The 23,748-nt window shown below is 45.7% G+C and carries 33 protein-coding genes; 9 read left to right on the top strand and 24 right to left on the bottom strand.

Annotation, left to right across the window (positions count from 1 at the left end; translation table 11 throughout):
- Positions 1-45 precede the first annotated feature (45 nt).
- Positions 46-1,443, top strand: a complete 1,398-nt coding sequence (locus ZMTM_RS01705; RefSeq protein WP_221764622.1) for an APC family permease — start codon at positions 46-48, stop codon at positions 1,441-1,443.
- Between the two features lie 82 nt (positions 1,444-1,525).
- Here ZMTM_RS01705 and ZMTM_RS01700 read toward each other — a convergent pair whose 3' ends face one another.
- The 3 genes from ZMTM_RS01700 to ilvD are packed head-to-tail and all read right to left on the bottom strand — an operon-like array spanning position 1,526 to position 4,713.
- Positions 1,526-1,852, bottom strand: coding sequence for a c-type cytochrome (locus ZMTM_RS01700; protein WP_221764621.1), 327 nt, complete (start codon positions 1,850-1,852; stop codon positions 1,526-1,528).
- A gap of 27 nt (positions 1,853-1,879) precedes the next feature.
- Positions 1,880-2,815 (bottom strand): D-hexose-6-phosphate mutarotase, encoded by a 936-nt coding sequence (locus tag ZMTM_RS01695; protein WP_221764620.1) that lies wholly within the window; start codon positions 2,813-2,815, stop codon positions 1,880-1,882.
- Between the two features lie 47 nt (positions 2,816-2,862).
- Positions 2,863-4,713, bottom strand: a complete 1,851-nt coding sequence (gene ilvD / locus ZMTM_RS01690; RefSeq protein WP_221764619.1) for a dihydroxy-acid dehydratase — start codon at positions 4,711-4,713, stop codon at positions 2,863-2,865.
- Between the two features lie 114 nt (positions 4,714-4,827).
- Here ilvD and lgt point away from each other — a divergent pair, with 114 nt between their 5' ends.
- On the top strand, positions 4,828-5,616 hold the full coding sequence (gene lgt, locus ZMTM_RS01685) for a prolipoprotein diacylglyceryl transferase (protein WP_221764618.1): 789 nt from the start codon (positions 4,828-4,830) through the stop codon (positions 5,614-5,616).
- A gap of 201 nt (positions 5,617-5,817) precedes the next feature.
- Complete coding sequence (locus tag ZMTM_RS01680) at positions 5,818-6,006, top strand: hypothetical protein (protein WP_221764617.1); 189 nt, start codon at positions 5,818-5,820, stop codon at positions 6,004-6,006.
- 21 nt (positions 6,007-6,027) lie between these two features.
- Here the strand turns inward: ZMTM_RS01680 and ZMTM_RS01675 are convergent, their stop codons facing one another.
- From ZMTM_RS01675 to ZMTM_RS01665, 3 genes are all read right to left on the bottom strand, one after another.
- Positions 6,028-6,213, bottom strand: coding sequence for a YbdD/YjiX family protein (locus ZMTM_RS01675; protein WP_221764616.1), 186 nt, complete (start codon positions 6,211-6,213; stop codon positions 6,028-6,030).
- A 29-nt stretch (positions 6,214-6,242) separates the two neighbouring features.
- On the bottom strand, positions 6,243-8,297 hold the full coding sequence (locus ZMTM_RS01670; protein ID WP_221764615.1) for a carbon starvation CstA family protein: 2,055 nt from the start codon (positions 8,295-8,297) through the stop codon (positions 6,243-6,245).
- Positions 8,298-8,513: 216 nt separating this feature from the next.
- A complete protein-coding gene (locus ZMTM_RS01665; RefSeq protein ID WP_221764614.1) occupies positions 8,514-8,735 on the bottom strand; it encodes a glycine zipper 2TM domain-containing protein in 222 nt (73 codons plus the stop codon).
- A gap of 183 nt (positions 8,736-8,918) precedes the next feature.
- Between ZMTM_RS01665 and ZMTM_RS01660 the strand changes: the two genes are divergently transcribed.
- On the top strand, positions 8,919-9,278 hold the full coding sequence (locus ZMTM_RS01660; protein ID WP_225907057.1) for a hypothetical protein: 360 nt from the start codon (positions 8,919-8,921) through the stop codon (positions 9,276-9,278).
- 72 nt (positions 9,279-9,350) lie between these two features.
- Here ZMTM_RS01660 and radC read toward each other — a convergent pair whose 3' ends face one another.
- On the bottom strand, positions 9,351-10,025 hold the full coding sequence (radC, locus tag ZMTM_RS01655) for a RadC family protein (protein WP_221764613.1): 675 nt from the start codon (positions 10,023-10,025) through the stop codon (positions 9,351-9,353).
- Between the two features lie 49 nt (positions 10,026-10,074).
- On the opposite strand from radC, the gene coaBC reads away from it, so the two are divergent.
- The 4 genes from coaBC (at position 10,075) to rpmG (ending at position 12,235) form a co-directional block, all read left to right on the top strand.
- Positions 10,075-11,262 carry a bifunctional phosphopantothenoylcysteine decarboxylase/phosphopantothenate--cysteine ligase CoaBC gene (coaBC, locus tag ZMTM_RS01650; RefSeq protein WP_221764612.1) on the top strand — a complete coding sequence of 396 codons (1,188 nt, stop codon included), beginning with the start codon at positions 10,075-10,077 and terminating at the stop codon, positions 11,260-11,262.
- A gap of 23 nt (positions 11,263-11,285) precedes the next feature.
- The gene (dut, locus tag ZMTM_RS01645; protein ID WP_221764611.1) at positions 11,286-11,738 is read left to right on the top strand and encodes a dUTP diphosphatase; all 453 of its coding nucleotides are present in this window, start codon (positions 11,286-11,288) and stop codon (positions 11,736-11,738) included.
- Between the two features lie 95 nt (positions 11,739-11,833).
- Entirely contained in the window at positions 11,834-12,070 is a 237-nt protein-coding gene (gene rpmB, locus ZMTM_RS01640) for a 50S ribosomal protein L28 (protein ID WP_221764610.1), read from the top strand.
- Between the two features lie 9 nt (positions 12,071-12,079).
- Positions 12,080-12,235 carry a 50S ribosomal protein L33 gene (rpmG, locus tag ZMTM_RS01635; protein WP_011478679.1) on the top strand — a complete coding sequence of 52 codons (156 nt, stop codon included), beginning with the start codon at positions 12,080-12,082 and terminating at the stop codon, positions 12,233-12,235.
- 76 nt (positions 12,236-12,311) lie between these two features.
- On the opposite strand, the gene ZMTM_RS01630 is transcribed toward rpmG, so the two are convergent.
- From ZMTM_RS01630 to mgtE, 3 genes are read right to left on the bottom strand one after another with little or no spacing between them, the layout of a single operon-like run.
- The gene (locus ZMTM_RS01630) at positions 12,312-13,502 is read right to left on the bottom strand and encodes a DesA family fatty acid desaturase (RefSeq protein ID WP_221764609.1); all 1,191 of its coding nucleotides are present in this window, start codon (positions 13,500-13,502) and stop codon (positions 12,312-12,314) included.
- Positions 13,503-13,528: 26 nt separating this feature from the next.
- Positions 13,529-14,821: a mechanosensitive ion channel family protein gene (locus ZMTM_RS01625; RefSeq protein ID WP_221764608.1), complete on the bottom strand. Its 1,293-nt coding sequence runs from the start codon at positions 14,819-14,821 to the stop codon at positions 13,529-13,531.
- Positions 14,822-14,832: 11 nt separating this feature from the next.
- Positions 14,833-16,317 (bottom strand): magnesium transporter, encoded by a 1,485-nt coding sequence (gene mgtE / locus ZMTM_RS01620; RefSeq protein WP_225907056.1) that lies wholly within the window; start codon positions 16,315-16,317, stop codon positions 14,833-14,835.
- A gap of 191 nt (positions 16,318-16,508) precedes the next feature.
- Here mgtE and ZMTM_RS01615 point away from each other — a divergent pair, with 191 nt between their 5' ends.
- Entirely contained in the window at positions 16,509-16,748 is a 240-nt protein-coding gene (locus ZMTM_RS01615; RefSeq protein ID WP_221764607.1) for a glutaredoxin family protein, read from the top strand.
- 65 nt (positions 16,749-16,813) lie between these two features.
- Here ZMTM_RS01615 and rplQ read toward each other — a convergent pair whose 3' ends face one another.
- The 14 genes from rplQ to rpsN form a co-directional block, all read right to left on the bottom strand.
- On the bottom strand, positions 16,814-17,203 hold the full coding sequence (gene rplQ, locus ZMTM_RS01610; protein ID WP_221764606.1) for a 50S ribosomal protein L17: 390 nt from the start codon (positions 17,201-17,203) through the stop codon (positions 16,814-16,816).
- A 43-nt stretch (positions 17,204-17,246) separates the two neighbouring features.
- Positions 17,247-18,230 (bottom strand): DNA-directed RNA polymerase subunit alpha, encoded by a 984-nt coding sequence (locus ZMTM_RS01605; protein WP_221764605.1) that lies wholly within the window; start codon positions 18,228-18,230, stop codon positions 17,247-17,249.
- A 59-nt stretch (positions 18,231-18,289) separates the two neighbouring features.
- Entirely contained in the window at positions 18,290-18,679 is a 390-nt protein-coding gene (rpsK, locus tag ZMTM_RS01600; RefSeq protein WP_221764604.1) for a 30S ribosomal protein S11, read from the bottom strand.
- Positions 18,680-18,705: 26 nt separating this feature from the next.
- The gene (gene rpsM, locus ZMTM_RS01595) at positions 18,706-19,068 is read right to left on the bottom strand and encodes a 30S ribosomal protein S13 (RefSeq protein WP_221764603.1); all 363 of its coding nucleotides are present in this window, start codon (positions 19,066-19,068) and stop codon (positions 18,706-18,708) included.
- 147 nt (positions 19,069-19,215) lie between these two features.
- A complete protein-coding gene (gene rpmJ, locus ZMTM_RS01590) occupies positions 19,216-19,329 on the bottom strand; it encodes a 50S ribosomal protein L36 (protein ID WP_019899738.1) in 114 nt (37 codons plus the stop codon).
- Positions 19,330-19,371: 42 nt separating this feature from the next.
- A complete protein-coding gene (gene infA / locus ZMTM_RS01585) occupies positions 19,372-19,590 on the bottom strand; it encodes a translation initiation factor IF-1 (protein ID WP_221764602.1) in 219 nt (72 codons plus the stop codon).
- Between the two features lie 11 nt (positions 19,591-19,601).
- Positions 19,602-20,888, bottom strand: a complete 1,287-nt coding sequence (secY, locus tag ZMTM_RS01580; protein WP_404804701.1) for a preprotein translocase subunit SecY — start codon at positions 20,886-20,888, stop codon at positions 19,602-19,604.
- A 40-nt stretch (positions 20,889-20,928) separates the two neighbouring features.
- A complete protein-coding gene (gene rplO / locus ZMTM_RS01575; RefSeq protein WP_221764600.1) occupies positions 20,929-21,363 on the bottom strand; it encodes a 50S ribosomal protein L15 in 435 nt (144 codons plus the stop codon).
- The gene (rpmD, locus tag ZMTM_RS01570) at positions 21,363-21,569 is read right to left on the bottom strand and encodes a 50S ribosomal protein L30 (protein WP_221764599.1); all 207 of its coding nucleotides are present in this window, start codon (positions 21,567-21,569) and stop codon (positions 21,363-21,365) included. The genes rplO and rpmD overlap by 1 nt, the downstream gene beginning before the upstream one ends.
- A gap of 2 nt (positions 21,570-21,571) precedes the next feature.
- Entirely contained in the window at positions 21,572-22,078 is a 507-nt protein-coding gene (gene rpsE / locus ZMTM_RS01565; RefSeq protein ID WP_221765529.1) for a 30S ribosomal protein S5, read from the bottom strand.
- Positions 22,079-22,109: 31 nt separating this feature from the next.
- Positions 22,110-22,475, bottom strand: a complete 366-nt coding sequence (gene rplR, locus ZMTM_RS01560; protein ID WP_221764598.1) for a 50S ribosomal protein L18 — start codon at positions 22,473-22,475, stop codon at positions 22,110-22,112.
- An 8-nt stretch (positions 22,476-22,483) separates the two neighbouring features.
- Positions 22,484-23,017: a 50S ribosomal protein L6 gene (rplF, locus tag ZMTM_RS01555; protein ID WP_221764597.1), complete on the bottom strand. Its 534-nt coding sequence runs from the start codon at positions 23,015-23,017 to the stop codon at positions 22,484-22,486.
- Between the two features lie 9 nt (positions 23,018-23,026).
- The gene (gene rpsH / locus ZMTM_RS01550) at positions 23,027-23,422 is read right to left on the bottom strand and encodes a 30S ribosomal protein S8 (protein ID WP_221764596.1); all 396 of its coding nucleotides are present in this window, start codon (positions 23,420-23,422) and stop codon (positions 23,027-23,029) included.
- 14 nt (positions 23,423-23,436) lie between these two features.
- Positions 23,437-23,742: a 30S ribosomal protein S14 gene (rpsN, locus tag ZMTM_RS01545; RefSeq protein WP_221764595.1), complete on the bottom strand. Its 306-nt coding sequence runs from the start codon at positions 23,740-23,742 to the stop codon at positions 23,437-23,439.
- Between the last annotated feature and the right edge of the window lie 6 nt (positions 23,743-23,748).

Raw genomic sequence — 23,748 nt, 5'->3', positions numbered from 1 at the left:
CATATTTCGTGCATACTTAGAAAATAATAACAAAGGGGATACCGAATGCTTGCTCAACTGTTCCGCACCAAAGCGATTGCCACTGAAACCCATAGTGGGCTGAAAAAATGCCTGAGTGCGTTTGATCTTGCGCTTCTCGGCATTGGCGGTGCAATCGGCACTGGCATCTTTGTACTCACAGGGCTAGCAGCCGCAACCCAGGCAGGCCCTGCTGTCATTATTTCATTCATCATCGCCGGCGTTGCTTCTGCTTTTGCTGCACTCTCATATGCGGAATTATCAGCCTCAGTCGGTGGTTCGGGCAGTGCATACGGTTATAGCTACGTAGCTTTTGGTGAATTTTTTGCCTGGGTGATTGGCTGGATATTATTGCTTGAATACGGCGTGGGTGCTGCCGCAGTGGCCAATGGCTGGGCAGGCTACTTTATTCGCACACTCACCAATTTCGGCTTGAGCATGCCCGAGCTTTACACAAAAGCGCCAAGTATGGGAGGTATTATCAATCTGCCTGCATTCTCCATTATCTGGGTTCTGACATTGCTGCTGATCAGCGGCGTTAAACAAAGTGCACAGGTCAATAACATCATGGTTGCCATCAAGTTATCGACGATTGCCATCTTTTTGGTACTTGCCGGCATGAATCTGCATTCAGAAAACTGGCACCCATTCATGCCGTTTGGCTGGTTCGATACACTAGATAATGGCAAAACCATAGGCGTGCTGGCTGGCGCATCGCTGGTATTCTTTGCTTACTTTGGTTTTGATGCTGTCTCTACGGCGGCAGATGAAGCGAAGAACCCACAACGTGATCTGCCCATCGGGCTGATTGCCTCAGTCACGTTTTGCACAATAATCTACATTCTGGTTTCAGGTTTTTTAACGGGTATCGTTTCTTATACTGAGCTCAACACGTCTTCGCCAGTCGCTTTTGCCCTGACCAAGATTGGCTATACCTGGGCATCGACATTAGTCGCAACTGGCGTACTGGCGGGTCTGATTACCGTGCTTCTGGTGTTGCTATACGGACTAACCAGAATTCTTTATGCCATGAGCCGTGACGGACTCATTTCTCCGTTCTTCTCAGCCATTAATCCAGAACGACAAACCCCCGTGCGCATCATCTTGCTATGTGGGTTTGTTATCTCGATTATTGCTGGCTTTATACCACTGGGCGAGTTGGCAGAGACCGTGAATATAGGCACGCTAGCTAGCTTTATCATGGTATGTGTAGGTGTGATTGTATTGCGTATTCGGCAACCGAATCTGAAGCGACCATTCAAGAATCCATGGAATCCACTCATTCCAGTGCTTGGCATTATCACTTGCGGTGCATTGACGGCATTCTTGCCAGCGGAAACCTGGCATCGCTTCTTCATCTGGATAGCTGTGGGCGTTGTAATTTACTTTGCTTACTCTATGCATCACAGTAAGTTGAAATCCTGATCTAATCACTATCAATACCGAACCAGTAATGCGAAAAGCCAGTCTTTTGGACTGGCTTTCTTTATGCCTGCTGTAAAGTTGGTTACAGGGTCAGCACCCACTGGACGATAGTTTTGATGTCTTCGTCCTTTACATGTGGACTGTTAGCCGGCATGGGAATCGGGCCCCACACACCACTTCCACCGGCTTTTACTTTGGCAATCAGTTTGGCTTCGGCGGTTTTATCGCCCCTATATTTTGCTGCGACATCTTTATAAGCTGGGCCTACGATCTTGTTGGCAACGCTATGGCATGCCAAGCAACCACTTTTCTGTGCAAGCGCTTCGGCAGCACCAGCATCGACTGCGGCCGCTTGGCCTGCCAGTAACAAGCTACTAGCTGCTGCGGCTAATATAAACAATGCTTTCATGTTTAACTCCTTGGTAGCAATCACTATTTAAACGCTTTCAACACTGTACTCTACGGCGAGTATGTGTGTATAGCCAGGGTTAATCATGACCAGATTTTCCATGGCATTGGCAGTTTCAACGCATAACATTTTGCGCCAGCTATCGTCTTTTGCCATGTCAGCCATCTGATGCGCTTTTTTCTGCCAAGGCGTCCACACCACTGTGGTGCTACTACCTTTTTTATTGATGACAATATCGCGATTAAACGCTGGATCATGAATTTTCACAGCCGTTTTGGTACTGACATACACACGGTCAAACTCCTGATTAAAGGTGAGATCACCCTCTTGTGTGCCACGCCAGTAATCAAGCAGTTTATCGGCATACTCAGTGTTATCGAGGCCAGAAACGCTGACCTTTTCAACATCGCTCACATTGAAATAGGTATGAAAAGCCTCACCCATAAAGAATGGCTGGGTAGCGCGATTGGTCGTTGAAAGTTTGATGGATAAAGTAGCACCAATTTCAATCGTCATCGTTAAGGTATAAGGATATGAAAGCTGACGTTGCGAATTCTCGGTTTGCTTCATCTGCAAAATCACACGTGTATTGCCGTTGTACATCTGCCCAATATCAATCACCGAGAACGGCGTCACGCGGGCGAAACCATGCATACAGAGTGAGCTGTCAGTAGGATGTGCGCCAAACCAAGGCCAGCAAAGCGGAATACCACCGCGGATAGAACGGCCAGGCTCAAAGCGGGATTGTTCTGACATCCATAACACTGGTTGCGCAGTGTGTTTGGGGTGCCAATGCATCAAATGTGCGCCTTGCAAGGCCAGTTTGGCCGTAGCATGGCGATTCTCGATCTCTATGTAATCCAGCCCAGCTTCATCTTTGGTAAAGCGAACCTGATCCTCAGCGACATGCGATGATGGATATTTGCTTTCGTACTCTTTTGTTGCTGATTGGCTGGTATCCATAGTTCCCCGCTGCTTATACAGCTAAAATTCATGACACAATTAAACGACTATTTTTCTATTTGAGACACATCCCGTACCGCACCGCGCGCGGCACTGGTACTCATTGCGGCATAAGCACGTAACGCTGGCGAAACGACGCGATTACGATTCAGTGGCTTCCATGCAGCTTTGCCTTTTGCTTCCATTGTTGCACGTCTGTGCGCCATGATTTCATCACTAATGGCCAAGTGGATGGTGCGGTTAGGAATATCAATTTCGATGGTATCACCCTCTTCCACCAAACCAATCGCGCCACCTTCAGCCGCCTCAGGCGAGGCATGGCCAATACTCAAACCAGACGTACCTCCAGAGAACCTGCCATCTGTAAGCAAAGCACACACCTTACCCAAGTCTTTTGATTTCAAATAGCTGGTTGGATACAACATCTCTTGCATACCAGGGCCGCCGCGTGGGCCTTCATAACGAATCACCACTACATCGCCCGCTACTACTGTATCGGCCAGAATCGCCTCAACTGCAGCATCTTGGCTCTCAAAAATGCGCGCACGACCTGTGAACTTCAAAATACTGTCATCAACGCCTGCTGTTTTGACGATACAACCATCTAGCGCAATATTGCCGTAAAGCACAGCCAGGCCGCCGTCTTTTGAGTAAGCATGCTCAATGTCGCGAATACAGCCTTCAGCACGGTCATCGTCTAACGTTGGGAATAACATAGACTGACTAAATGCAATCGTAGTTGCAATACCACCTGGTGCCGCACGGAAAAACTTTTTCACATCCTCATCTTGTGTGGTCGTGATGTCCCATTTATCCAGAGCATCACCCATGGTTGGGCTGTGTACTGTTGGCGTATCACGGTGAATCAATCCACCACGGCTCAACTCACTCAAAATACCCATTACGCCACCAGCATGGTGCACATCTTCCATATGATACTTAGCCGTTGCCGGCGCCACCTTGCAGATACAAGGTACGCCGCGTGAAATACGATCAATATCGGCCATTGTAAAATCAATACCAGCCTCGTGCGCCGCCGCAAGCAAATGCAGAACGGTGTTCGTTGAACCACCCATAGCTACATCGAGGCTCATGGCATTTTCAAAAGCCTGCATATTGGCAATTGAACGTGGCAATACCGAATCATCATCCTGTTCGTAATAACGCTTGGCCAACTCCACAATGGTACGGCCAGCCTTGAGGAATAATTCCTTGCGCGCGCCGTGTGTCGCCAATGTCGAGCCATTACCGGGCAAACTCAAACCCAATGCCTCAGTCAAACAGTTCATTGAATTGGCAGTAAACATGCCTGAGCAAGAGCCGCAGGTCGGGCAGGCCGAGCGCTCAATCGCATCAGACTCAGCATCCGATACACGGCTATCCGCCGCTGCTACCATGGCATCAACCAGGTCGAGCTTATGTTCTTTACCTTGCCAATTCACCTTACCCGCTTCCATCGGGCCGCCAGACACGAATACAACCGGAATATTCAGGCGCAATGCAGCCATCAGCATGCCCGGTGTAATCTTGTCGCAATTCGATATACATACCAACGCATCAGCACAGTGTGCGTTGACCATGTATTCCACGCTATCAGCAATCAAGTCGCGGCTCGGTAAGCTGTACAACATACCAGCATGACCCATCGCAATACCGTCATCCACGGCAATGGTATTGAATTCTTTTGCCACGCCGCCAGCACGCTCAATCTCACGCGCCACCAGTTGGCCTAAGTCTTTTAAATGTACATGGCCTGGCACAAACTGCGTGAATGAATTAGAAATGGCGATGATAGGCTTATCAAAATCGCCGTCTTTCATGCCCGTAGCGCGCCATAGTGCGCGGGCACCCGCCATGTTGCGGCCGTGAGTGGTAGTTCTTGAACGATATTCAGGCATAAAAATTCCTTAATGGTGATGCAACTGCAGACTCGTTTATTTGCAGTATGTAATCCAGCGTAAACCGATTAAAACGTATAATTCAATATTCTAACTCAATCCCGTCACACACTCATGCTCATACATCCAGAATTTGACCCTGTTGCAATTCATCTTGGCCCGCTCGGCATTCACTGGTATGGCTTGATGTATCTCTTTGGATTCATGAGTTTGCTGTTTCTAGGCAAATGGCGAGCTCGCAAATATCCAGAACGCGGCTGGACTGAAACTGACCTTGATGACATCTTGTTTTATGGCGCTATGGGCGTCATTTTTGGTGGGCGTTTGGGTTATGTAGTGTTCTACCAACCTACTTATTTTATTAGCCACCCTTTAGAGATATTTTTTCTATGGCAAGGCGGTATGTCTTTTCATGGCGGCTTCCTAGGTGTATTAACCGCGATGTTCTTCTTTGCCCGTAAAACAGGTAAACAGTGGCTCAGCATCATGGATTTTGTCGCGCCACTTGTGCCGATAGGCTTGGCCGCTGGTCGTATGGGTAATTTCATCAACGGTGAATTATGGGGGCGCGCAACCAACCTGCCTTGGGGAATGGTATTTCCGCGCGTAGATAATGTGCCTCGTCACCCATCTCAGCTTTATGAGTTTGGGTTAGAGGGCATACTGCTGTTTATTATTCTGTGGACATACTCGGCCAAACCACGACCTGTCGGTGCGATTTCTGGTCTATTTTTGATAGGCTATGGCACGTTCCGCTTTTTAGTAGAATTTACGCGTCAGCCAGATAGTTTCCTAGGTTTTCTGGCATTGGGAATGAGCATGGGCCAATGGTTGAGTTTGCCTATGGTGCTAGTAGGTATATGGATGCTTAGAAGCGCACTCGCCAATAAATTTACCCGCTAATCATATTGCTGAAAATCTGACGATTAACCATACAGTTGTGATGAATTCGACATTACTCTTTAACGTTTTAGCCGTCTTCTATTCAGCGGAAAATGACTAACTCATAAAAATCATAGAGTTATAGAAGTGATATATCTCTTAAATCTATTGGTACACGATTTGCATTATTGAATACGTGGATCAAGTTTTAAGGAGATAAAAATGATAAGCCTAATTCAATCAATGTTCGATAAAAACACAGGCACAAAGGCTGACAGCAGCTTGCCTTTGCAAGCCAATGAAAAGCCGAGGGATGAATTAAAGATTGCGCCTTCTAGCTCAAACAACCACGGCATAGAAGTGCAAGAGCTAAGCTTTGAAGATGTTGCAAGGATTATGGGCGGGAAATAACACCAAACAACTTAGCGTTGCTTAGCAGCAGCGCTTGATACCCGTCCATTTATTGTTTTGCCATTGCTTGAAAAACGCTTCCTTGCTTAATGGCAACTCATCTACCGCATCATGGTGCGCTGCAAAATGTGCCAGATATTGCTCATAAGCGTCATCGCCAGAGAGTCGGCGTACAAGACGCCAAAATGCTTTTAGTCTCTTAATCACACGATCCTCCTTTAGATTACTGGCTCAATTTAATTAACCAGTTGGGTGGCCACATAAGGTGTTTCAGTATTCGGCCGCACAGATTTACCCGCAAGATAACGCACACATACCCGCAACATATCCAGCACCACTATCCAGAGCATTACTACAAAGAAAAGCGTGAGCCAAGCATCTAGGCGTTGGTTAAGGATTAGTTGTGGTGCAACCGCCGCTTTTTCTGGTGGTAACAGTCCTGCAGCTAGTTTGCTGGCTAAATCATTAGCAGCAGCAAAAAAGCCTACGCGAACATCAGGGCTGGTAATTTTCTCCCATGCGGCACTTGTGGTCAGTGTGACCAGCCAAACCAGTGGCAAACCTGTGACCCACGCATACTTTAGTTTGCCATTTTTAATCAGAATGCCCGTACCAACGCTCAAAGCGATAGCTGCCAACATCTGGTTAGCAATGCCAAACATCGGCCACAGAATATTGACGCCACCATTTGGGTCAATCACTCCGATATAAAGAAAATATCCCCAACCAGCGACCACCAGCCCACTGGTTAAAATCACTGAGGGATACCATGAGGTTTGACCCATTTTTGGCCAAATATTGCTCAACATATCTTGCAGCATGAATCGACCAACGCGCGTACCTGCATCTAGCGTGGTCAATATAAAAATAGCCTCAAACATAATGGCAAAGTGGTACCACAAAGCAAGTAGTCCCTGGCCAAAGGCTTTGCCAAATATAGTGGCCATGCCTACTGCAAGTGATGGCGCCCCGCCCGTGCGTGCGAACAAGGTTGATTCGCCCATGTCAGTCGCCAAACTCTGCATTTGCTCCACAGTCACGGGGAAACCCCAAGAAGAAATCATGGCAACTGCGTCTGCCGCCTCTTTACCCACAACACCTGCTGGGCTATTGATGGCGAAAAACACGCCAGGCTCAAGCACTGTAGCTGCAACCATGGCCATAATCGCAACGAACGATTCGAGCAACATGCCACCATAAGCAATCATGCGGATGTCGCGTTCATTAGCAATCAACTTTGGCGTTGTGCCAGAAGCAATCAAGGCATGAAAACCAGATACCGCACCGCAAGCAATGGTAATAAAGACAAACGGGAATAAAGACCCGCCAAATATAGGGCCTGTGCCATCAATAAACTTGGTCAAAGCTGGCATCTGCACATCGGGGCGCCAGATGAATATGGCCAGTGCTAGCACAATGACCGTGCCCAGCTTCATAAAGGTAGAAAGATAATCTCTAGGTGCAAGCAACAGCCATACAGGCAAGACTGCGGCGGCTAGGCCATAGGCAATCACCCACCATGCCAGCGTCAATCCATCATGATCAAAAATGACACGTAATGTAGGATGATGGTCAACAAACCCGCCCATAAATACTGCAAGCAAAAGCAAGGCAACACCCAACGCTGAAGCCTCAAGCACTTGGCCTGGCCTGAAATGACGCATGTAAAGCCCAACAATCATGGCGATAGGAATAGTCGCAGCCACAGTAGATGTTGCCCACGGGCTATGCTTCATCGCATTTACGACTACTAAGCCGAGCACAGCAATCAAGATAATCATGATGGCAAAGGTACCTATCAACGCGGCAGAACCACCAATCGGACCCAACTCATCACGCGCCATCTGCCCCAAGCTCTTGCCATTGCGCCGCGTAGATAAAAACAATGTCACGGTATCTTGCACACAACCACCAAGCACTGCACCGATTAATATCCAGAGCGTGCCAGGCAAGTAACCAAACTGGGCAGCAAGCGTTGGCCCAACCAGTGGGCCAGGCCCTGCGATTGCAGCAAAATGGTGACCAAATACCACCCATTTATTAGTAGGTACAAAATCGCGGCCGTTATCCATGCGTTCGGCGGGCGTTGCACGCGTTTCATCGACCGTTAATACTTTTGCGATAATCCATGCCGCGTAAAAACGATAGGCAATCGCATAAATACACAGCGCCGCAGTAATAAACCACAAAGCATTGATGCTTTCACCACGATGCGTCGCAATGGCGCTCACTGCGGTAGCGCCTAGCAAAGCGACTAAAATCCACCCTATTTTTTTAAATACATGATTCATTTTTATTCGCCAGTGCTTGTGACTCGTTTAACTTGAGTTTGTTAACAAGAGTCATAGTATAAATCAGGCCTTGCTGAATAGAATATGTAACTGTAGCTAATCCACAAAGGAATTGGCCTCGCCAAAAAAATAAAGGCGCAAAAAAGCCCTTGTTATTTCAAGTAACAAGGGCTTTTGATAGCGCTAAATCAATAACTATTAGACTACATAGAGACTTTATTTGTGTTTACCTACCTGATTACCAATCACGCCACCCACGGCTGCACCACCTACAGTACCGATAGCACTGCCGCCAGTTAAAACCGCACCAGCAACAGCACCAACACCTGCGCCTACGGCGGTATTCTTATCGCGCTTTGTCATGCCGCTACAAGCGCTCAAGCTCAATAAGGTAAACGTTAACAAACTCACTGTGAAAAATTTAGATGCTCGATTCATTTTATTTCTCCTGAAAAATCTTTTGGAATTCTTTGATGCATTTCTATATTAGAGATTCAATACATCACTCAGCAGCCTGAATAAGCTGATTTGACTGTAGGACACTGCCGACTCTACACCAGCATACGTCTGCATGCTTTCAGGCAATGCTACTTCATGCTCTGCTTGATTTATGTTAGGGTTATGGCAATTACTTTTCACCCGAATGAAAGCCCTGAATACATGAAGAAAACCACCACCCTAGCAGTTCTTTCAATGTTATTTGCCGCATCCCTATCAATGAGCTACGCAGCAGCTGAAGATGCTGGCAGCGATATTGAAGCAGTCACCGCCAGTGGCGATAAAGTGATTTTGCAGCCGAATGGGCGCTGGAAATTTGTAGAAAAAGAAAAAGCTGTTGTAGCTGAAAAAATCTCCAAACAGTATGTGGAAAACCAGGGCTGCCCTAATGGTACTCAGGGCGGATTTTTTGGCCTTGGTGTTGGTCGATGCATTAAACCTGGAGATAAAGACTTTAACCGCGGCACACTCAACCCCAAGTGATATTTAGGCTGAACTAGGCTTAAAGTTAGGCTGGATATCTTTAAGTCAGGCCTCTATAAGTGAATAAAGTAACTAAAGCAGGCCGCGTTCAGCAAACGATAGCGTCTGGTTTCCCGCAACAACAAAGTGGTCTAGCACGCGCACATCAACCAATGCCAAGGCATCCTTGAGTGCTTTAGTCAGCATCTCGTCCGCACGGCTCTGCTGAGCAATACCCGATGGATGGTTATGAGCGAAAATCACCGAAGCTGCGTTGTGATGTAATGCTCGCTTCACTATTTCTCGCGGATACACACTGGTTTGGGTAAGCGTTCCCTCAAACATGCTTTCTTGAGCCAGCACACGGTTTTGCGCATCGAGAAACAAGACGAGAAATACCTCACGATTCAAACTACCTAATTTCAGGCATAAGTAATCCCTCACTTGCTTGGGTGAGCTCAATACATCACGGCTTTGCATATCTTCTTGCAAGGCACGACGACTCATTTCAAAAATCGCCTGTAGCTGTGCGAATTTGCTATCACCCATGCCATTAATAGCAGTGATCTCAGCAAGCGATGCAGAGAAAATACCGTTCAAGCTACCGAATGCGTTGAGCAAATCACGTGCTAAATCCACAGCACTCTTGCCTGTGACACCTACCCGTAAAAATATGGCCAATAGTTCTGCATCTGACAACACTGCGACGCCATTCGCCAACAACTTTTCTCTGGGACGCTCACCCTCTGGCCAATCTGTAATCGCCATGCCTGTTGCCTTTCATGTAAAATCGACTGATATAAAACCATTGATTATTATGACGTATTCTCCCATTAAAAAACTGGTACTTGGCATCACTGGCGGCATTGCAGCCTACAAAGCGGCTGAACTTGTACGACTACTCGTTAAACAAGGCATAGACGTTCAGGTAGTCATGACTAAATCTGCCTGCGAGTTCATCACGCCTATCACTTTGCAGGCGCTGTCTGGTAAGCCAGTATTCAGTGAAATGTGGGATGGCAGCATTGCCAATGGCATGCCGCATATCGAGCTATCACGCAGTGCTGACGCGATTTTGATTGCGCCAGCAAGCGCTAACTTTTTATCCAAACTCGTGCATGGTAGCGCTGATGACCTATTAAGCACACTTTGCCTGGCAAGAGACTGCCCGCTGATTGTTGCGCCCGCCATGAATAAGCAAATGTGGGAAAATCCGGCAACGCAACGCAATATCCAGCAATTGCAAGCTGATGACATAAAAGTTATCGGTCCAGATGCCGGCGAGCAAGCCTGTGGTGAGGTCGGTTTGGGGCGCATGCTTGAACCAGCAGAGATTGCAGAGTGGTTAAGTACGGCCTTTTTACCAAAAATTTTCAAAGGTAAACGTATTTTAGTCACTGCAGGGCCGACTCTAGAATCGATTGACCCTGTACGTGCGTTAACCAATTTTAGTTCTGGAAAAATGGGTTACAGCATTGCGCGGGTAGCACAGGCGATGGGCGCTGAAGTCACGCTAGTGAGCGGGCCAACTTCACTCACAACGCCATTAGTCAGCCATTTTGAATCCGTGACGAGTGCTGAGGAAATGTACCAGGCTGTCATGTATGCAATTGCCCAACAGGATATTTTTATTGGTGTTGCTGCGGTGGCCGACTATCGCCCCGCAGAATACAGTGCGAAAAAAATCAAGAAAAGTGGGCAACCGCTTACCTTAGAGTTAATACCAAATAGGGATATTATTGCTGAAGTTGCAGCCATGCCCAATGCACCTTTTTGCGTAGGATTCGCAGCTGAAAGTGACGATTTACTTAAGCATGCCGAAGAAAAAAGGCAGCGCAAAAAACTCCCTTTAGTCGTGGCCAATATTGCCAGTGACACTATGGGTAAAGACGATGCATCTATTGTATTGCTGGACGATGAAGGTACTCACACATTTTCTTATGCACCAAAAGCTGAGCTTGCTGCTACGCTACTGCAACATATCGCCAACATAATGAACATTTAATTCACCTAAATAAAGGCCATCACATGTCATTAAAAGTCGAGCTTAAAATTCTGGATGAGCGCCTGCGAAATCATCTACCTAGCTATGCCACGCCAGGGTCAGCTGGCCTTGATTTACGCGCATGCCTGGAGCACACACAAACGCTTAACCCAGGTGAAACGACATTAATACCCACTGGAATGGCCATATATCTGCGTGACCCAAACTATGCAGCCATGATACTGCCCCGTTCAGGGCTTGGGCACAAACATGGCATCGTATTAGGTAACCTTGTCGGCCTGATTGACTCTGACTATCAGGGACAATTGCTCGTATCGTGCTGGAACAGAGGTCGTGAGCCTTTTATGCTCAACCCGATGGAACGCATTGCCCAACTGATCATTGTGCCCGTCATACAGGCTGATTTTAGTGTAGTGGATGAATTTGCGGCGAGCGAACGTGGCGAAGGTGGGTTTGGTAGCACAGGCAAACACTAGTTTTTTAGCTTAAATATGATGAATTAAGCTAATTCACTTGAAGAACCTGCCATTTTTATGGTATAAATGCGGTCTTTTCGAATTTGGAGTAAACCATGGCACGCGTATGTCAGGTAACCGGCAAAAAGCCGATGGTAGGAAATAACGTTTCCCACGCAAACAATAAAACCAAACGTCGTTTTTTACCTAATTTGCAAAATCGCAAATTCTGGGTTGAGAGCGAAAATCGTTGGGTTAGTATGCGTATTACAAACGCCGCACTGCGTACAATCGACAAAAACGGCATTGATGCTGTTCTAGCTGGTATGCGTGCAAGCGGTGAGAAGATTTAAGGAACAATCATGCGTGAAAAAATCAAATTAGAGTCAAGTGCTGGTACAGGTCATTTCTATACCACCACCAAGAACAAACGTACCATGCCAGAGAAAATGGAAATCAAGAAGTTTGATCCAGTTGCTCGTAAGCATGTACTTTATAAAGAAACCAAACTGAAATAAGCTTTTGCTTATTCAGCAATAAAAAAGCCCGCGATGCGGGCTTTTTTATTGCTGTTAATTATCTAATCTGTGCTGGTTATGCCATTTTGTAGCAACGCAGGCGACGCGAGAACTCTTCAAGCGCCTCAATACCTGATGCCTCAGCACGGTGGCACCAGTCTTCAAGGCTCTTTAATAGCTGCTCTTGCGTGACTGTTGAGCGCGACCAGATTGCCATCAACTCTTGTTTCAAATCATAGATTTTTTGCAGTTGATGCGTATGCTGCAAGGCATTATGTAACTCCTGCTTTTCTTTATCTTGCAGGTGAATCGCATCCAGATGCAACCAATGCTTGATACGCTCAATTGACACTCGCTCATGGCTACGCTGCTCATAAGCATGATGGATTTTATCTAACTCCTGTTTGTATGCAGTTTTCAGCATAGCGCCATATTTACCCATCACGTCAAATCGGTGGGTAATCACAGCTTGTAAAGTATCAAGATCACAACGCGTTTTCGCCCAGTCGAAATGTACTTTCGGTGCGATCTTTTTCACTTTAGCAAGACTGACCATTTGCATGAGGCGAATATACATCCAGCCGATATCGAACTCATACCATTTGCTTGATAGCTTGGCAGAGCTTGCATAGGAGTGGTGGTTATTATGCAACTCTTCGCCACCGATCAGAATTCCCCAAGGAATAATATTGGTACTTGCATCATCTGCTGCAAAATTACGATAACCCCAATAATGGCCAATACCGTTGATCACACCAGCAGCAGTAATAGGTATCCAGGCCATTTGTACAGCCCAGATGGTCAAGCCTAGTGGGCCAAACAATACAACATTGATGATCAACATCATGCGTAAACCAACACCACTATGCTTGGTATAAACATTACGCTCCATCCAGTCATCAGGGGTGCCTGAACCATATTTCTCCAAAGTTTCCAGGTTTTTGGCTTCAGCACGATAAAGCTCCGCTCCCTCGCGCAAAACCTTTTGAATGCCTAGCACTTGTGGACTATGCGGATCATCTTCAGTCTCGCATTTTGCATGGTGCTTACGGTGGATAGCTGCCCATTCCTTAGTCACCATTCCCGAGCTCATCCACAGCCAGAACCTGAAAAAATGGCTAACAATAGGGTGTAATTCTAATGCACGATGTGCCTGGCAACGGTGCAGGTAAATAGTGACAGCCGCTATCGTGATATGCGTGAACGCCAGCGCAACGACAATGTATCCCCACCAAGGTAAATCAATTAACCACAGATTATTATTCATTTCGTATTCCCCACTTTTAACTTAAATTAAGTAGCACTATTCTTGTTATTCATCGCTACCTCACCCAGCACACGTACTTCACGTTGCGGGTAAGGAATAACAATACCACTCGCTTGGAATGCACGCCATATCTCTAGATAAATCGCTGATTTCAAATTGGATGAGCCTTCTTCTGGATCAATAATCCAGCAATTCAGATTGAGGTCTATGCCACTTTCACCAAACGCTAATATATAGGCGGATGGCGCTGGGTCTTGTATCACCCGCGGATGTTTCACCGCGATATCTCGCATGATATTCATGGCTTTTTCCAGGTCACTATCGTAGCTAATTTGTATTGGTAGCTGCACGCGCGATTTTCTGTCTGTTAATGAGTGGTTAATGACCATGCTAGTGATCAATGTCTCATTAGGGATAATCACCTGTGTACCATCTAGCTTATTAAGCACCAAATAGCGTGAACGTAAATCGCCGACGATACCGTAGTGAGTTTCGATAGTCACCACATCACCAATCTGCATGGACTTATCCATCAGGATAATAAAACCACTGACATAGTTACTCGTAATCTTCTGCAAGCCAAAGCCCAAGCCTATACCGATAGCACCGCCAAAAACCGAGAGCAAAGTGATATCCAAGCCTACCGCTGACAGGCCAACCAATACAGCGATCAATGAAAGTAATATCCGCAGTAGCTTTGTCAGCACCACGCGCATATTCATATTTATTTGCTGCGCCTGCATCAGCCTGTTTTCTAACAAACGACTGAGCCACAAGGCAATAAACAAGGTGATGATGATCGTGAATGCGCCTTGCAGCACAATCAAAAGATTGGCATTGGTTTTACCTACTTTGAAATTGACATCTTCCAAGGTTTGCAATAAATCAGGTAACAAGCCCGTGAGATGTAAAGCCAATATTAACCATACAACACTAGCTATTACACTCTCAAGCGCCCTTACCCAGCCGCCAGGTGCGAAAATATAACGTAATGCATACACAACAAGCCTGATGACCGCCATCGCGATTAAGAGCGTTGCAGCAAGCTTGAGCATGCTTACATGCTGCCATTGCTTAAGCGCTAGTTGGCCTGCGTACACAATCAGGAGTGAACTCAAAGGGAAGAGCACGCGCTTGATACCGCCTATCCCGACTTTCCATGTCTCAGGCGCATGCTGCATGATGTAATTTTTCAACAGGCCATTTATTGACCACGCAAGGCCTAATGCCACCACAATCACACCAAGCTGCCACAAAATGACCGGGCTCGCGGTATCGGTGAACAAATCCTGCATCAGCAGGCTTATTTCTTCATTCATTTAGTCATTACTCATACTAGAAAAATAGTCGCTAGGCCTAGAAAAATAAAAAACCCACCGCTATCTGTCATAGCGGTAATGAGCACGCTGGAGCCTACGGCGGGGTCGCGACCAGCCTTAGTCATCACTAACGGAATCAATACACCCATAATGGCTGCAAGCAATAGATTAAGGGTCATTGCACTTGTCATCACTAAACCAAGTGTTACATTCTTGTAGAGCAGATATGAGGCAATACCCAATACGCCACCCCATATGATGCCATTCAGCAAGGCGACGCCTAATTCTTTAATAAGTAACGATTTCATGTTGTGTGAGGCGATCTGGCCGAGGGCTAAACCGCGCACAATCATGGTGGTTGTTTGATTGCCAGAGTTACCGCCTATGCCAGCCACAATTGGCATTAAAGCTGCCAATGCCACGATTTTTTCAATAGAGCCCTCAAACAAGCCAATAACGCGAGATGCTACAAATGCAGTCACAAGATTCACTGCCAGCCAGGTCCAACGGTTTTGCACAGACTTCCACACTGAAGAGAATAAATCCTCTTCTTCACGCAAACCTGCCATAGAGAGCATGTCGCTTTCCGCTTCATCACGAATAAAGTCCATGACCGTATCAACGGTTAAGCGACCAACCAGTTTATTATTTTCATCAACAACTGGCGCGGTTACCAAGTCATAACGCTCAAATGCCTTGGCTGCTTCGTCTGCTTTATCATCAGGATGAAAGGTCACCGTGTCTTCAGCCATGATGTCCAATACTTCTGCGTCAAGATCATTCACCACCATACGTTTAAGTGGCAAAACTCCAAGTAGAATATTGTTACGATCAACGACGAACAACTTATCAGTATGGTCAGGGAGGCTGCCTATACGGCGTAGATAGCGTAGCGCAACTTCAAGAGTAATATCTTCGCGGATGGTGACAATATCAAAATCCATCAATGCGCCAACATCATCTTCATCATAACCAAGAGCCGATTGCAGACGTTCACGATTCTGGATATCAAGACTTTCCAGCAAGTCTTGCAAAACATCTTTTGGTAGATCTGGTGCTAAGTCAGCCAGTTCGTCCGTATCGAGCTGCTCTGCTGCTGCCAGCAACTCTTCACTATCCATGTCGGCAATAAGGGTTTGCCGAACGGCATCAGATACTTCCAGCAGAATCTCACCATCGCGTTCTGCCTTTACCAGTTCCCATACATCCAAGCGTTGCTCTAGTGGCAGCGCCTCAAGAATATAGGCAACGTCTGCGGGGTGAAGTGCATCGAGCTTCTTCTGCAGCTCGACTAGGTTTTGCTTGTGTACCAGCGTTTCTACAAGCTGGTGTTTAGCCATATCCTGTTTATGTACCAGATTCTCGACGAGCTTATGCTTATTAAGCAGCGTGATGACCTGCTGCAAACTTTCCTGAAGACTTTCCTTTGCCTCTTGAAAAGCAGACTCTTCGGAAATATCGTCCTTGGCTATAGTTTTTTTGTGGTCAGTGGTCATTTATTAGGCTCGCTGAAACAGTCTGGCTTACAATAAGCAAATAATAACCTCTGAATTTGATTTGCATGGCTTTGGAGTGCTAGCCAATATGGTGTAGCTACAGCCTCATATTATGGCCGTTTTTGGCAGTATAGAAAACCTTAATATTGTTGCAATACTAGAATTGAGAAATAAACGAATTAGCAAACTTCATGATTAACCTTATATTGTATGGAACATCAGGCTGTCATCTTTGTGAAGAAGCAGAAGCCTTACTTGGCAGATTAGAAGATGAGTACCCAATCACTCTTCAGCTAGTTGATATTGCAGACGATGAATCTCTTGTTGAAGCCTATGGCATCAGAATACCAGTACTTATCAATACCGATAAATCAGAGCTATCGTGGCCATTTAACGAAAACGATTTAAGAGTGTGGTTAAAAGAAAACTGATCTGTTCATATTTTCTTACCAATGAAAAAGCCGGCATATAGCCGGCTTTTTCATTAAATTAATACTTATTCAGCAACTACTGGTTCTGCAGTTAAATCAGGGCGATCAACCAATTCAATCAACGCCATTGGTGCATTATCGCCTAAACGGAAACCGCATTTCAGAATACGCAAATAACCACCATTGCGTGTTTGATAACGAGGGCCCAATTCAGCAAATAACTTACCAACAATATCACGGTCACGAAGACGCGCAAAAGCTAAACGACGATTAGCGAGAGTAGGTGTTTTACCAAGCGTAATTAAAGGCTCAGCAACACGACGCAACTCTTTTGCCTTAGGCAATGTCGTCTTAATGATTTCATGACGCAATAGTGAAGTCGCCATATTGCGGAACATCGCTTGACGATGGCTGCTTGTGCGGTTTAATTTTCGATTACTGTTACGATGACGCATAGTGATACCTCACACCTTTGCTAATATACTTTTAGGTTTTTCTTTAAATCTTCTCAAGACCAACTGGTGGCCAGTTTTCCAGCTTCATGCCCAATGTAAGACCTTTTGAAGCCAATACATCTTTAATCTCGTTCAGAGATTTACGGCCAAGATTCGGCGCTTTTAACAACTCATTCTCACCACGTTGGATCAAATCACCAATGTAGTAGATGTTTTCAGCTTTCAGGCAGTTTGCAGAACGCACAGTCAATTCAAGATCATCAACTGGACGCAACAGGATAGGATCAACCTGTGGTGCATTCTTTACTTCGATTTCTGTAGGTGCACCTTCAAGATCAGCGAAAACAGCTAATTGACCCATCAAGATACGAGCTGCATCACGAATCGCTTGTTCAGGTTCAACAACACCGTTGGTCTCAACATCCATTACAAGCTTGTCTAAGTCGGTACGTTGCTCAACGCGTGCACTCTCAACGTGGTAACTTACCTTGCTGATTGGGCTGAAAGAAGCATCCACCTGAATGAAGCCCAGTACACGGTCTTCATCAGACTTTAAACGTGCTGGAACTGGCTGGTAGCCACGACCCATTTGCACTTTAACTTCAAGATTCAGCTTACCACCCTTGGTCAGGTGAGCAATCACATGATTCGGGTTAGCAATTTCAGCATCGTGACCCGTTTCAAAGTCAGCAGCGGTTACAACACCTTCAACAGACTTATTCAGAATCAAAGTGGTTTCACTTTTGCTGTTCAGTTTAAGTGCAACGCCTTTTAGATTCAGTAGAATATCAACCACATCTTCTTGAACCCCATCAATCGTTGAGTATTCATGCACAACACCATCAATCTTCACTTCAGTAATTGCAAAGCCAGGAATTGAAGATAACAATACGCGGCGCAACGCATTACCTAATGTATAGCCAAAACCGCGCTCCATAGGCTCTAGAGTTACACGCGCTCTTACTGGTGAAATAACTTCAACATCCACTACACGTGGCTTTAAATATTCGGTCGGACTGTTTTGCATAGCCTATCCTTGTGTGATCTGATTGCTTAAAATTGTTCGTTACTAAACACGTAAAGTGATTAGATACGACGCTTTTTAGGTGGACGGCAACCGTTATGTGGCACGGGCGTCACATCAGAAATACTGGTAATTTTTAAACCTAGCGCATTAAGTGCACGAACGGCTGACTCACGACCTGGGCCTGGACCTTTGATGCGAACTTCAAGATTCTTAACACCACATTCTTGAGCGGCTTTACCTGCAGCCTCTGCAGCAACTTGAGCTGCAAATGGTGTACTTTTACGTGAACCTTTGAAACCAGCACCGCCAGAAGTTGCCCATGAAAGCGCATTACCCTGACGATCAGTAATAGTAATAATTGTGTTGTTAAATGAAGCATGTACGTGGGCGATGCCCTCGGCAATATTCTTTTTAACTTTTTTACGTACGCGGACGTTAGCTTTAGCCATGTTACTTATTCCTTAACTAGGATGTATTACTTAGACGACTTAATTGGCTTGATTGGGCCTTTGCGAGTTCTCGCATTGGTTTTGGTACGTTGACCACGAACTGGCAAACCGCGACGATGACGCACGCCACGATAGCAACCCAAATCCATCAAACGCTTGATATTCATGGTTACTTCACGACGCAAGTCACCTTCAACTTTTAACTTAGCGATTTCGTCACGTAACTTTTCAACTTCAGCATCATTCAGATCTTTGATCTTGGTGGTTGATAACACGCCAGCTGCCAAACAGATTTGTTTAGCTGTGTTACGACCAACACCATAGATAGATGTTAATGCGATTTCAGTATGTTTATGATTGGGGATATTTACCCCAGCTATACGAGCCATGTATTTACTCCAAAATGATGGCGCAATGATTTGAATTAAATGGCTTAATCAAATCGCCAAAAAAGCCCAAAATTTTAACAGTTTATGCCGTTTTTAACAATTAGCATTTGAACTGACTATCTACTCACAACTTCTTGCTTATTCCAATTAACCTTGGCGTTGCTTATGGCGTGGGTCTGTACAAATGATACGTACCACTCCACGACGGCGGACAACCTTACAGTGACGGCATAAAGCCTTAACAGATGCACGAACTCTCATTTTTTCACCTCTTAACCGCTTATTGCTAAGCTTTAAAAACTATTATTTCACGCGGAATATAATACGCGCACGGGATAAATCATATGGGGTCATTTCCACTGTGACCTTGTCACCAGGTAGGATACGAATGTAGTTCTTACGCATCTTTCCTGAGATATGACCTAATACAACGTAATCATTTTCCAGCTTCACTCTAAATGTAGCGTTAGGTAAATTCTCCAACACTACACCCTGCATTTCTATTGAATCTTCTTTCGCCATACTTTACCCGATCAACGTGTGCTGACCGCACTACCTTTAAAGTTAGCTTTTTTCAACAAGCCTTCATACTGGCTAGACATCAGGTGGGCTTGCACTTGTGTCATGAAATCCATGGTCACAACCACGATAATCAGCAACGAAGTACCACCAAAGTAAAATGGCACATTAAACTTCAAAATCAAAAACTCGGGCAATAAACAAACCAACGTAATGTAAATCGCACCTATCATGGTCAAACGACCAGTAATCTTATCTATGTACTTAGCTGTTTGCTCACCAGGACGAATCCCAGGAACAAATGCACCACTCTTCTTCAAATTGTCTGCGGTCTCTTTTGGGTTAAACACTAATGCAGTGTAAAAAAAGCAAAAGAATATAATCGCAGTAGCAAACAATATGATGTACAGCGGCTGACCAGGAGATAAAGTAGACCCAATATCCTTCAACCATGTCATATGTTCATTGCTGCCAAACCAACCAGCCAATGTCGCTGGAAACAAAATAATACTTGAAGCAAAAATCGGAGGAATTACACCCGCCATATTCAGCTTCAAAGGCAAGTGACTAGTTTGACCACCAAATACTTTGCGACCTACTTGACGCTTAGCATAATTCACGGTGATCTTACGTTGGCCACGTTCAACAAAAACCACGAAGTACACAACACCTACTGTTGCTACAAATAAACCCAGCACTAACGGAATTGAGAAAGCACCTGTTCTAGCTAACTCAAGCGTACCAAATACTGCATGCGGCAAACCTGCAACGATACCTGCAAAAATAATGATTGATATACCGTTACCGATACCACGTTCGGTAATCTGCTCACCCAACCACATCAAAAACATTGTGCCGCTCACCAAAGTGATGACAGCAGTAAAACGGAACATCAAACCTGGATCAATCACCAGACCAGCCTGACCTTCTAGCGCAATCGCAATACCTAAGGCTTGAAAAGTAGCTAAAAATACAGTGCCATAGCGTGTGTACTTAGTAATCTGGCGACGGCCTGCTTCGCCTTCTTTTTTCAGCTGTTCCATTTTCGGGGAAACTACTGTCAGCAACTGCATAATAATAGAGGCTGAAATGTAGGGCATGATACCTAGCGCAAACACTGTGAATCGGGACAACGCACCACCTGAGAACATGTTAAACATACCCAGAATGCCATTGTTGTTAGATTCGAACAGCTTCGCCAAGATATCAGGGTCTATGCCAGGCACAGGAATATGTGCGCCTAAGCGATAGACTACCAAAGCACCTAACACAAATAACAAGCGGCCTTTAAGCTCGCTCATCTTACCAAATGCACCAAAAATACTATCGTTAGCCAACTGTTTACTCTACGATCTTGCCGCCAGCTGCTTCTACCGCTGCACGTGCACCCTTGCTTAGTAACAAGCCTTGAACACTGACAGCACGCGTCAAATCACCTGACAAATATACTTTTACTGACTTCGCAGAAGCTGGAACTACTTTCGCTTCTTTCAACGCCAACAAATCAATCACATCTGATGTCACTTGCAACAACTCGCTAGTACGTACATGTGCAGTATCTGCTTTAGTCAATGATACGAAACCACGCTTAGGCAAACGGCGTTGCAAAGGCATTTGACCGCCTTCAAAACCAACCTTGTGGAAGCCACCTGTGCGAGACTTCTGACCTTTATGACCACGGCCAGCAGTCTTACCCAAACCTGAACCAATACCACGGCCAACGCGACGCTTAGCGTGCTTTGCACCTTCGGCTGGTTTAATAGAATTCAATTTCATTATGCTTCTACCTTCAATAGATAGTTCACAGCATTGATCATGCCGCGGTTTTCTGGTGTATCTTTCACTTCAACTGTGTGATGCATACGGCGTAAACCGAGGCCAGCAACACTTGCTTTGTGAGATGCAATACGGCCAATCGTGCTTTTAACCAAAGTCACTTTAACGGTACCAACTGCTTCTACTTCTTTTTTTGCCTTAGCCATGATTAGCCTCTGATTTCTTCAATAGTTTTGCCACGTTTAGCAGCAACTTCAGAAGGTGTATTCATTGATTGCAAACCATTGAGTGTTGCACGTACTACGTTGTAAGGATTGGTAGAACCAATGCACTTAGCCAACACGTTAGTAATGCCCATCACTTCAAAAATCGCACGCATTGCGCCACCAGCGATAATGCCAGTACCTTCAGATGCAGGCTGGATGAACACTTTAGCAGCGCCGTGAACACCAGTGACTGCGTGATGCAATGTACCGTTATTCAGGTTTACCTTAACCATGCCGCGACGCGCTTCATCCATGGCTTTTTGTACAGCGACTGGAACTTCACGCGCTTTACCTTTACCCATGCCAACAGCTCCATCGCCATCACCAACTACGCTCAATGCAGCAAAACTCATAATGCGACCACCTTTAACAACCTTGGTCACACGGTTTACTGCAATCATTTTTTCACGCAGACCATCGGTCTGCTGTTGTTCAATTTCTTTTGCCATCATTAACCCTGTCTATTAGCAATGCCGTCAGTTAAAAGGTCAAGCCGTTTTCGCGTGCAGCATCTGCCAACGCTTTAATACGACCATGGTACTTGTAGCCTGAACGGTCAAAAGCCACTTGAGTAATACCTGCAGCCTTTGCTTTTTCAGCAATACGCTTACCAATCGCAGCAGCAGCAGCAATGTTGCCACCATTTTTAATGTCTTTACGTACTTCAACTTCAACAGTAGAAGCACTTGCCAAGACCTTATCACCGGTTTCAGCAATGATCTGAGCATAGATATGACCGTTACTGCGATGCACGCTCAGGCGGGTAACCTTGAGTTCGGCAATCTTGGCGCGGGTCTTACGTGCACGACGTAAGCGCGGGTTTACATTATTTACGTTATTAGTCATGACTGAACCTATTTCTTCTTGGTTTCTTTAATGATGACCACTTCGTCTGAATAACGTACACCCTTGCCCTTATATGGCTCTGGAGCACGATACGAACGAATTTGCGCGGCCACCTGACCTATCACCTGCTTATCAACACCAGTCAACAATACTTCTGTTTGCGTTGGTGTTTGCACAGTCACGCCTTCAGGCATTTTGTGATTGATCGGATGTGAATAACCCAACTCTAAATTCAATGTGGTGCCTTGCGCTTGCGCCTTATAACCAACACCTACCAAAGTAAGCTTGCGGCTAAAGCCTTGCGATACACCATGAACCATATTGGCCACTAGTGCGCGCAGAGTGCCAGACATTGCACGTGAATGCTGGCTATCATTTTCAGCCACGAATGTAATTGTTTCACCCTCACGCGCCAGCTTTACAACGCCAGTTAGTGGATGAGTCAACTTACCTAATGGGCCGCTTACAGAAATATTGCCAGCGTTTAAAACCACTTCAACTTTTGCAGGAATGGCGACTGGATTTTTAGCTACACGAGACATAGTTGCTCCTTAAGCCACAACGCAAAGCAACTCACCGCCGACACCGGCAGCCTGCGCTTTACGATCAGTCATTACACCCTTGGACGTAGACACAATGGTCACGCCAAGCCCATTCATTACCTTAGGAATATCTTGGTTGCCTCTGTATACACGTAGACCTGGGCGGCTAATGCGCTCAATCTTCTCAATAACAGGACGACCAGCATAGTACTTAAGGCTGATATTTAATTGCGGTTTACCTTCAACATCTTGCACAGCAAAATCATCAATGTAACCCTCATCTTTAAGTACAGCTGCAATAGCAAGCTTTACTTTAGATGCAGGCATTGAAACTGCTGGCTTGTTGGTGCTTTGCGCATTACGAATGCGGGTTAGCATATCGGCAATCGGATCACTCATACTCATCGTTTAACCCTCCGTTACCAGCTAGCTTTGGTGACGCCTGGCACTTCGCCACGCATCATCAACTCGCGCAACTTGCTACGCGCAATACCAAATTTACTGAATACACCACGTGGACGGCCTGTCAGTGCGCAGCGATTACGCAAACGCACTGGGCTTGAATTACGTGGCAAACTTTGCAACTTCGAACGCGCATCACGGCGATCTTCTGAAGAAGCATTTACATCATTAACGATTGCGGTTAACGCAAGACGTTTAGCTGCATATTTTTTTACTGTGTCGCGACGCTTTTGCTCGCGCTCAATCAGGCATAATTTAGCCATAAGACC

Origin of the sequence: Methyloradius palustris, from assembly GCF_019703875.1 — a bacterium.
In the GTDB taxonomy this organism is placed as follows: Bacteria; Pseudomonadota; Gammaproteobacteria; order Burkholderiales; family Methylophilaceae; genus Methyloradius; species Methyloradius palustris.
The sequence above is the reverse complement of the archived record's forward strand: the minus strand, read 5'-3'. Positions and strand labels throughout refer to the sequence as shown.

Coding starts and splice junctions, on each gene's coding strand:
- ZMTM_RS01630 (WP_221764609.1), bottom strand. CDS start 13,502: ATGAATAATAATCTGTGGTTAATTGATTTACCTTGGTGGGGATACATT.
- rpsE (WP_221765529.1), bottom strand. CDS start 22,078: ATGGCAAAAGAAATTGAACAACAGCAGACCGATGGTCTGCGTGAAAAA.
- infA (WP_221764602.1), bottom strand. CDS start 19,590: ATGGCGAAAGAAGATTCAATAGAAATGCAGGGTGTAGTGTTGGAGAAT.
- rpsH (WP_221764596.1), bottom strand. CDS start 23,422: ATGAGTATGAGTGATCCGATTGCCGATATGCTAACCCGCATTCGTAAT.
- ZMTM_RS01670 (WP_221764615.1), bottom strand. CDS start 8,297: ATGAATCATGTATTTAAAAAAATAGGGTGGATTTTAGTCGCTTTGCTA.
- coaBC (WP_221764612.1), top strand. CDS start 10,075: ATGACGTATTCTCCCATTAAAAAACTGGTACTTGGCATCACTGGCGGC.
- lgt (WP_221764618.1), top strand. CDS start 4,828: ATGCTCATACATCCAGAATTTGACCCTGTTGCAATTCATCTTGGCCCG.
- radC (WP_221764613.1), bottom strand. CDS start 10,025: ATGGCGATTACAGATTGGCCAGAGGGTGAGCGTCCCAGAGAAAAGTTG.
- rplF (WP_221764597.1), bottom strand. CDS start 23,017: ATGTCTCGTGTAGCTAAAAATCCAGTCGCCATTCCTGCAAAAGTTGAA.
- ilvD (WP_221764619.1), bottom strand. CDS start 4,713: ATGCCTGAATATCGTTCAAGAACTACCACTCACGGCCGCAACATGGCG.
- rpsK (WP_221764604.1), bottom strand. CDS start 18,679: ATGGCTAAAGCTAACGTCCGCGTACGTAAAAAAGTTAAAAAGAATATT.
- rpmD (WP_221764599.1), bottom strand. CDS start 21,569: ATGGCTAAGGCAAAAAAAGAAGTAGAAGCAGTTGGTACCGTTAAAGTG.
- mgtE (WP_225907056.1), bottom strand. CDS start 16,317: ATGACCACTGACCACAAAAAAACTATAGCCAAGGACGATATTTCCGAA.
- ZMTM_RS01660 (WP_225907057.1), top strand. CDS start 8,919: ATGGCAATTACTTTTCACCCGAATGAAAGCCCTGAATACATGAAGAAA.
- ZMTM_RS01700 (WP_221764621.1), bottom strand. CDS start 1,852: ATGAAAGCATTGTTTATATTAGCCGCAGCAGCTAGTAGCTTGTTACTG.
- rpmJ (WP_019899738.1), bottom strand. CDS start 19,329: ATGAGAGTTCGTGCATCTGTTAAGGCTTTATGCCGTCACTGTAAGGTT.
- rplO (WP_221764600.1), bottom strand. CDS start 21,363: ATGAAATTGAATTCTATTAAACCAGCCGAAGGTGCAAAGCACGCTAAG.
- rpsM (WP_221764603.1), bottom strand. CDS start 19,068: ATGGCTCGTATAGCTGGGGTAAATATCCCCAATCATAAACATACTGAA.
- secY (WP_404804701.1), bottom strand. CDS start 20,888: ATGAGCGAGCTTAAAGGCCGCTTGTTATTTGTGTTAGGTGCTTTGGTA.
- ZMTM_RS01695 (WP_221764620.1), bottom strand. CDS start 2,815: ATGGATACCAGCCAATCAGCAACAAAAGAGTACGAAAGCAAATATCCA.
- ZMTM_RS01665 (WP_221764614.1), bottom strand. CDS start 8,735: ATGAATCGAGCATCTAAATTTTTCACAGTGAGTTTGTTAACGTTTACC.
- ZMTM_RS01625 (WP_221764608.1), bottom strand. CDS start 14,821: ATGAATGAAGAAATAAGCCTGCTGATGCAGGATTTGTTCACCGATACC.
- rpsN (WP_221764595.1), bottom strand. CDS start 23,742: ATGGCTAAATTATGCCTGATTGAGCGCGAGCAAAAGCGTCGCGACACA.
- ZMTM_RS01705 (WP_221764622.1), top strand. CDS start 46: ATGCTTGCTCAACTGTTCCGCACCAAAGCGATTGCCACTGAAACCCAT.
- rpmB (WP_221764610.1), top strand. CDS start 11,834: ATGGCACGCGTATGTCAGGTAACCGGCAAAAAGCCGATGGTAGGAAAT.
- dut (WP_221764611.1), top strand. CDS start 11,286: ATGTCATTAAAAGTCGAGCTTAAAATTCTGGATGAGCGCCTGCGAAAT.
- rplR (WP_221764598.1), bottom strand. CDS start 22,475: ATGACTAATAACGTAAATAATGTAAACCCGCGCTTACGTCGTGCACGT.
- ZMTM_RS01605 (WP_221764605.1), bottom strand. CDS start 18,230: ATGCAAAACAGTCCGACCGAATATTTAAAGCCACGTGTAGTGGATGTT.
- ZMTM_RS01615 (WP_221764607.1), top strand. CDS start 16,509: ATGATTAACCTTATATTGTATGGAACATCAGGCTGTCATCTTTGTGAA.
- ZMTM_RS01680 (WP_221764617.1), top strand. CDS start 5,818: ATGATAAGCCTAATTCAATCAATGTTCGATAAAAACACAGGCACAAAG.
- rpmG (WP_011478679.1), top strand. CDS start 12,080: ATGCGTGAAAAAATCAAATTAGAGTCAAGTGCTGGTACAGGTCATTTC.
- rplQ (WP_221764606.1), bottom strand. CDS start 17,203: ATGCGTCATCGTAACAGTAATCGAAAATTAAACCGCACAAGCAGCCAT.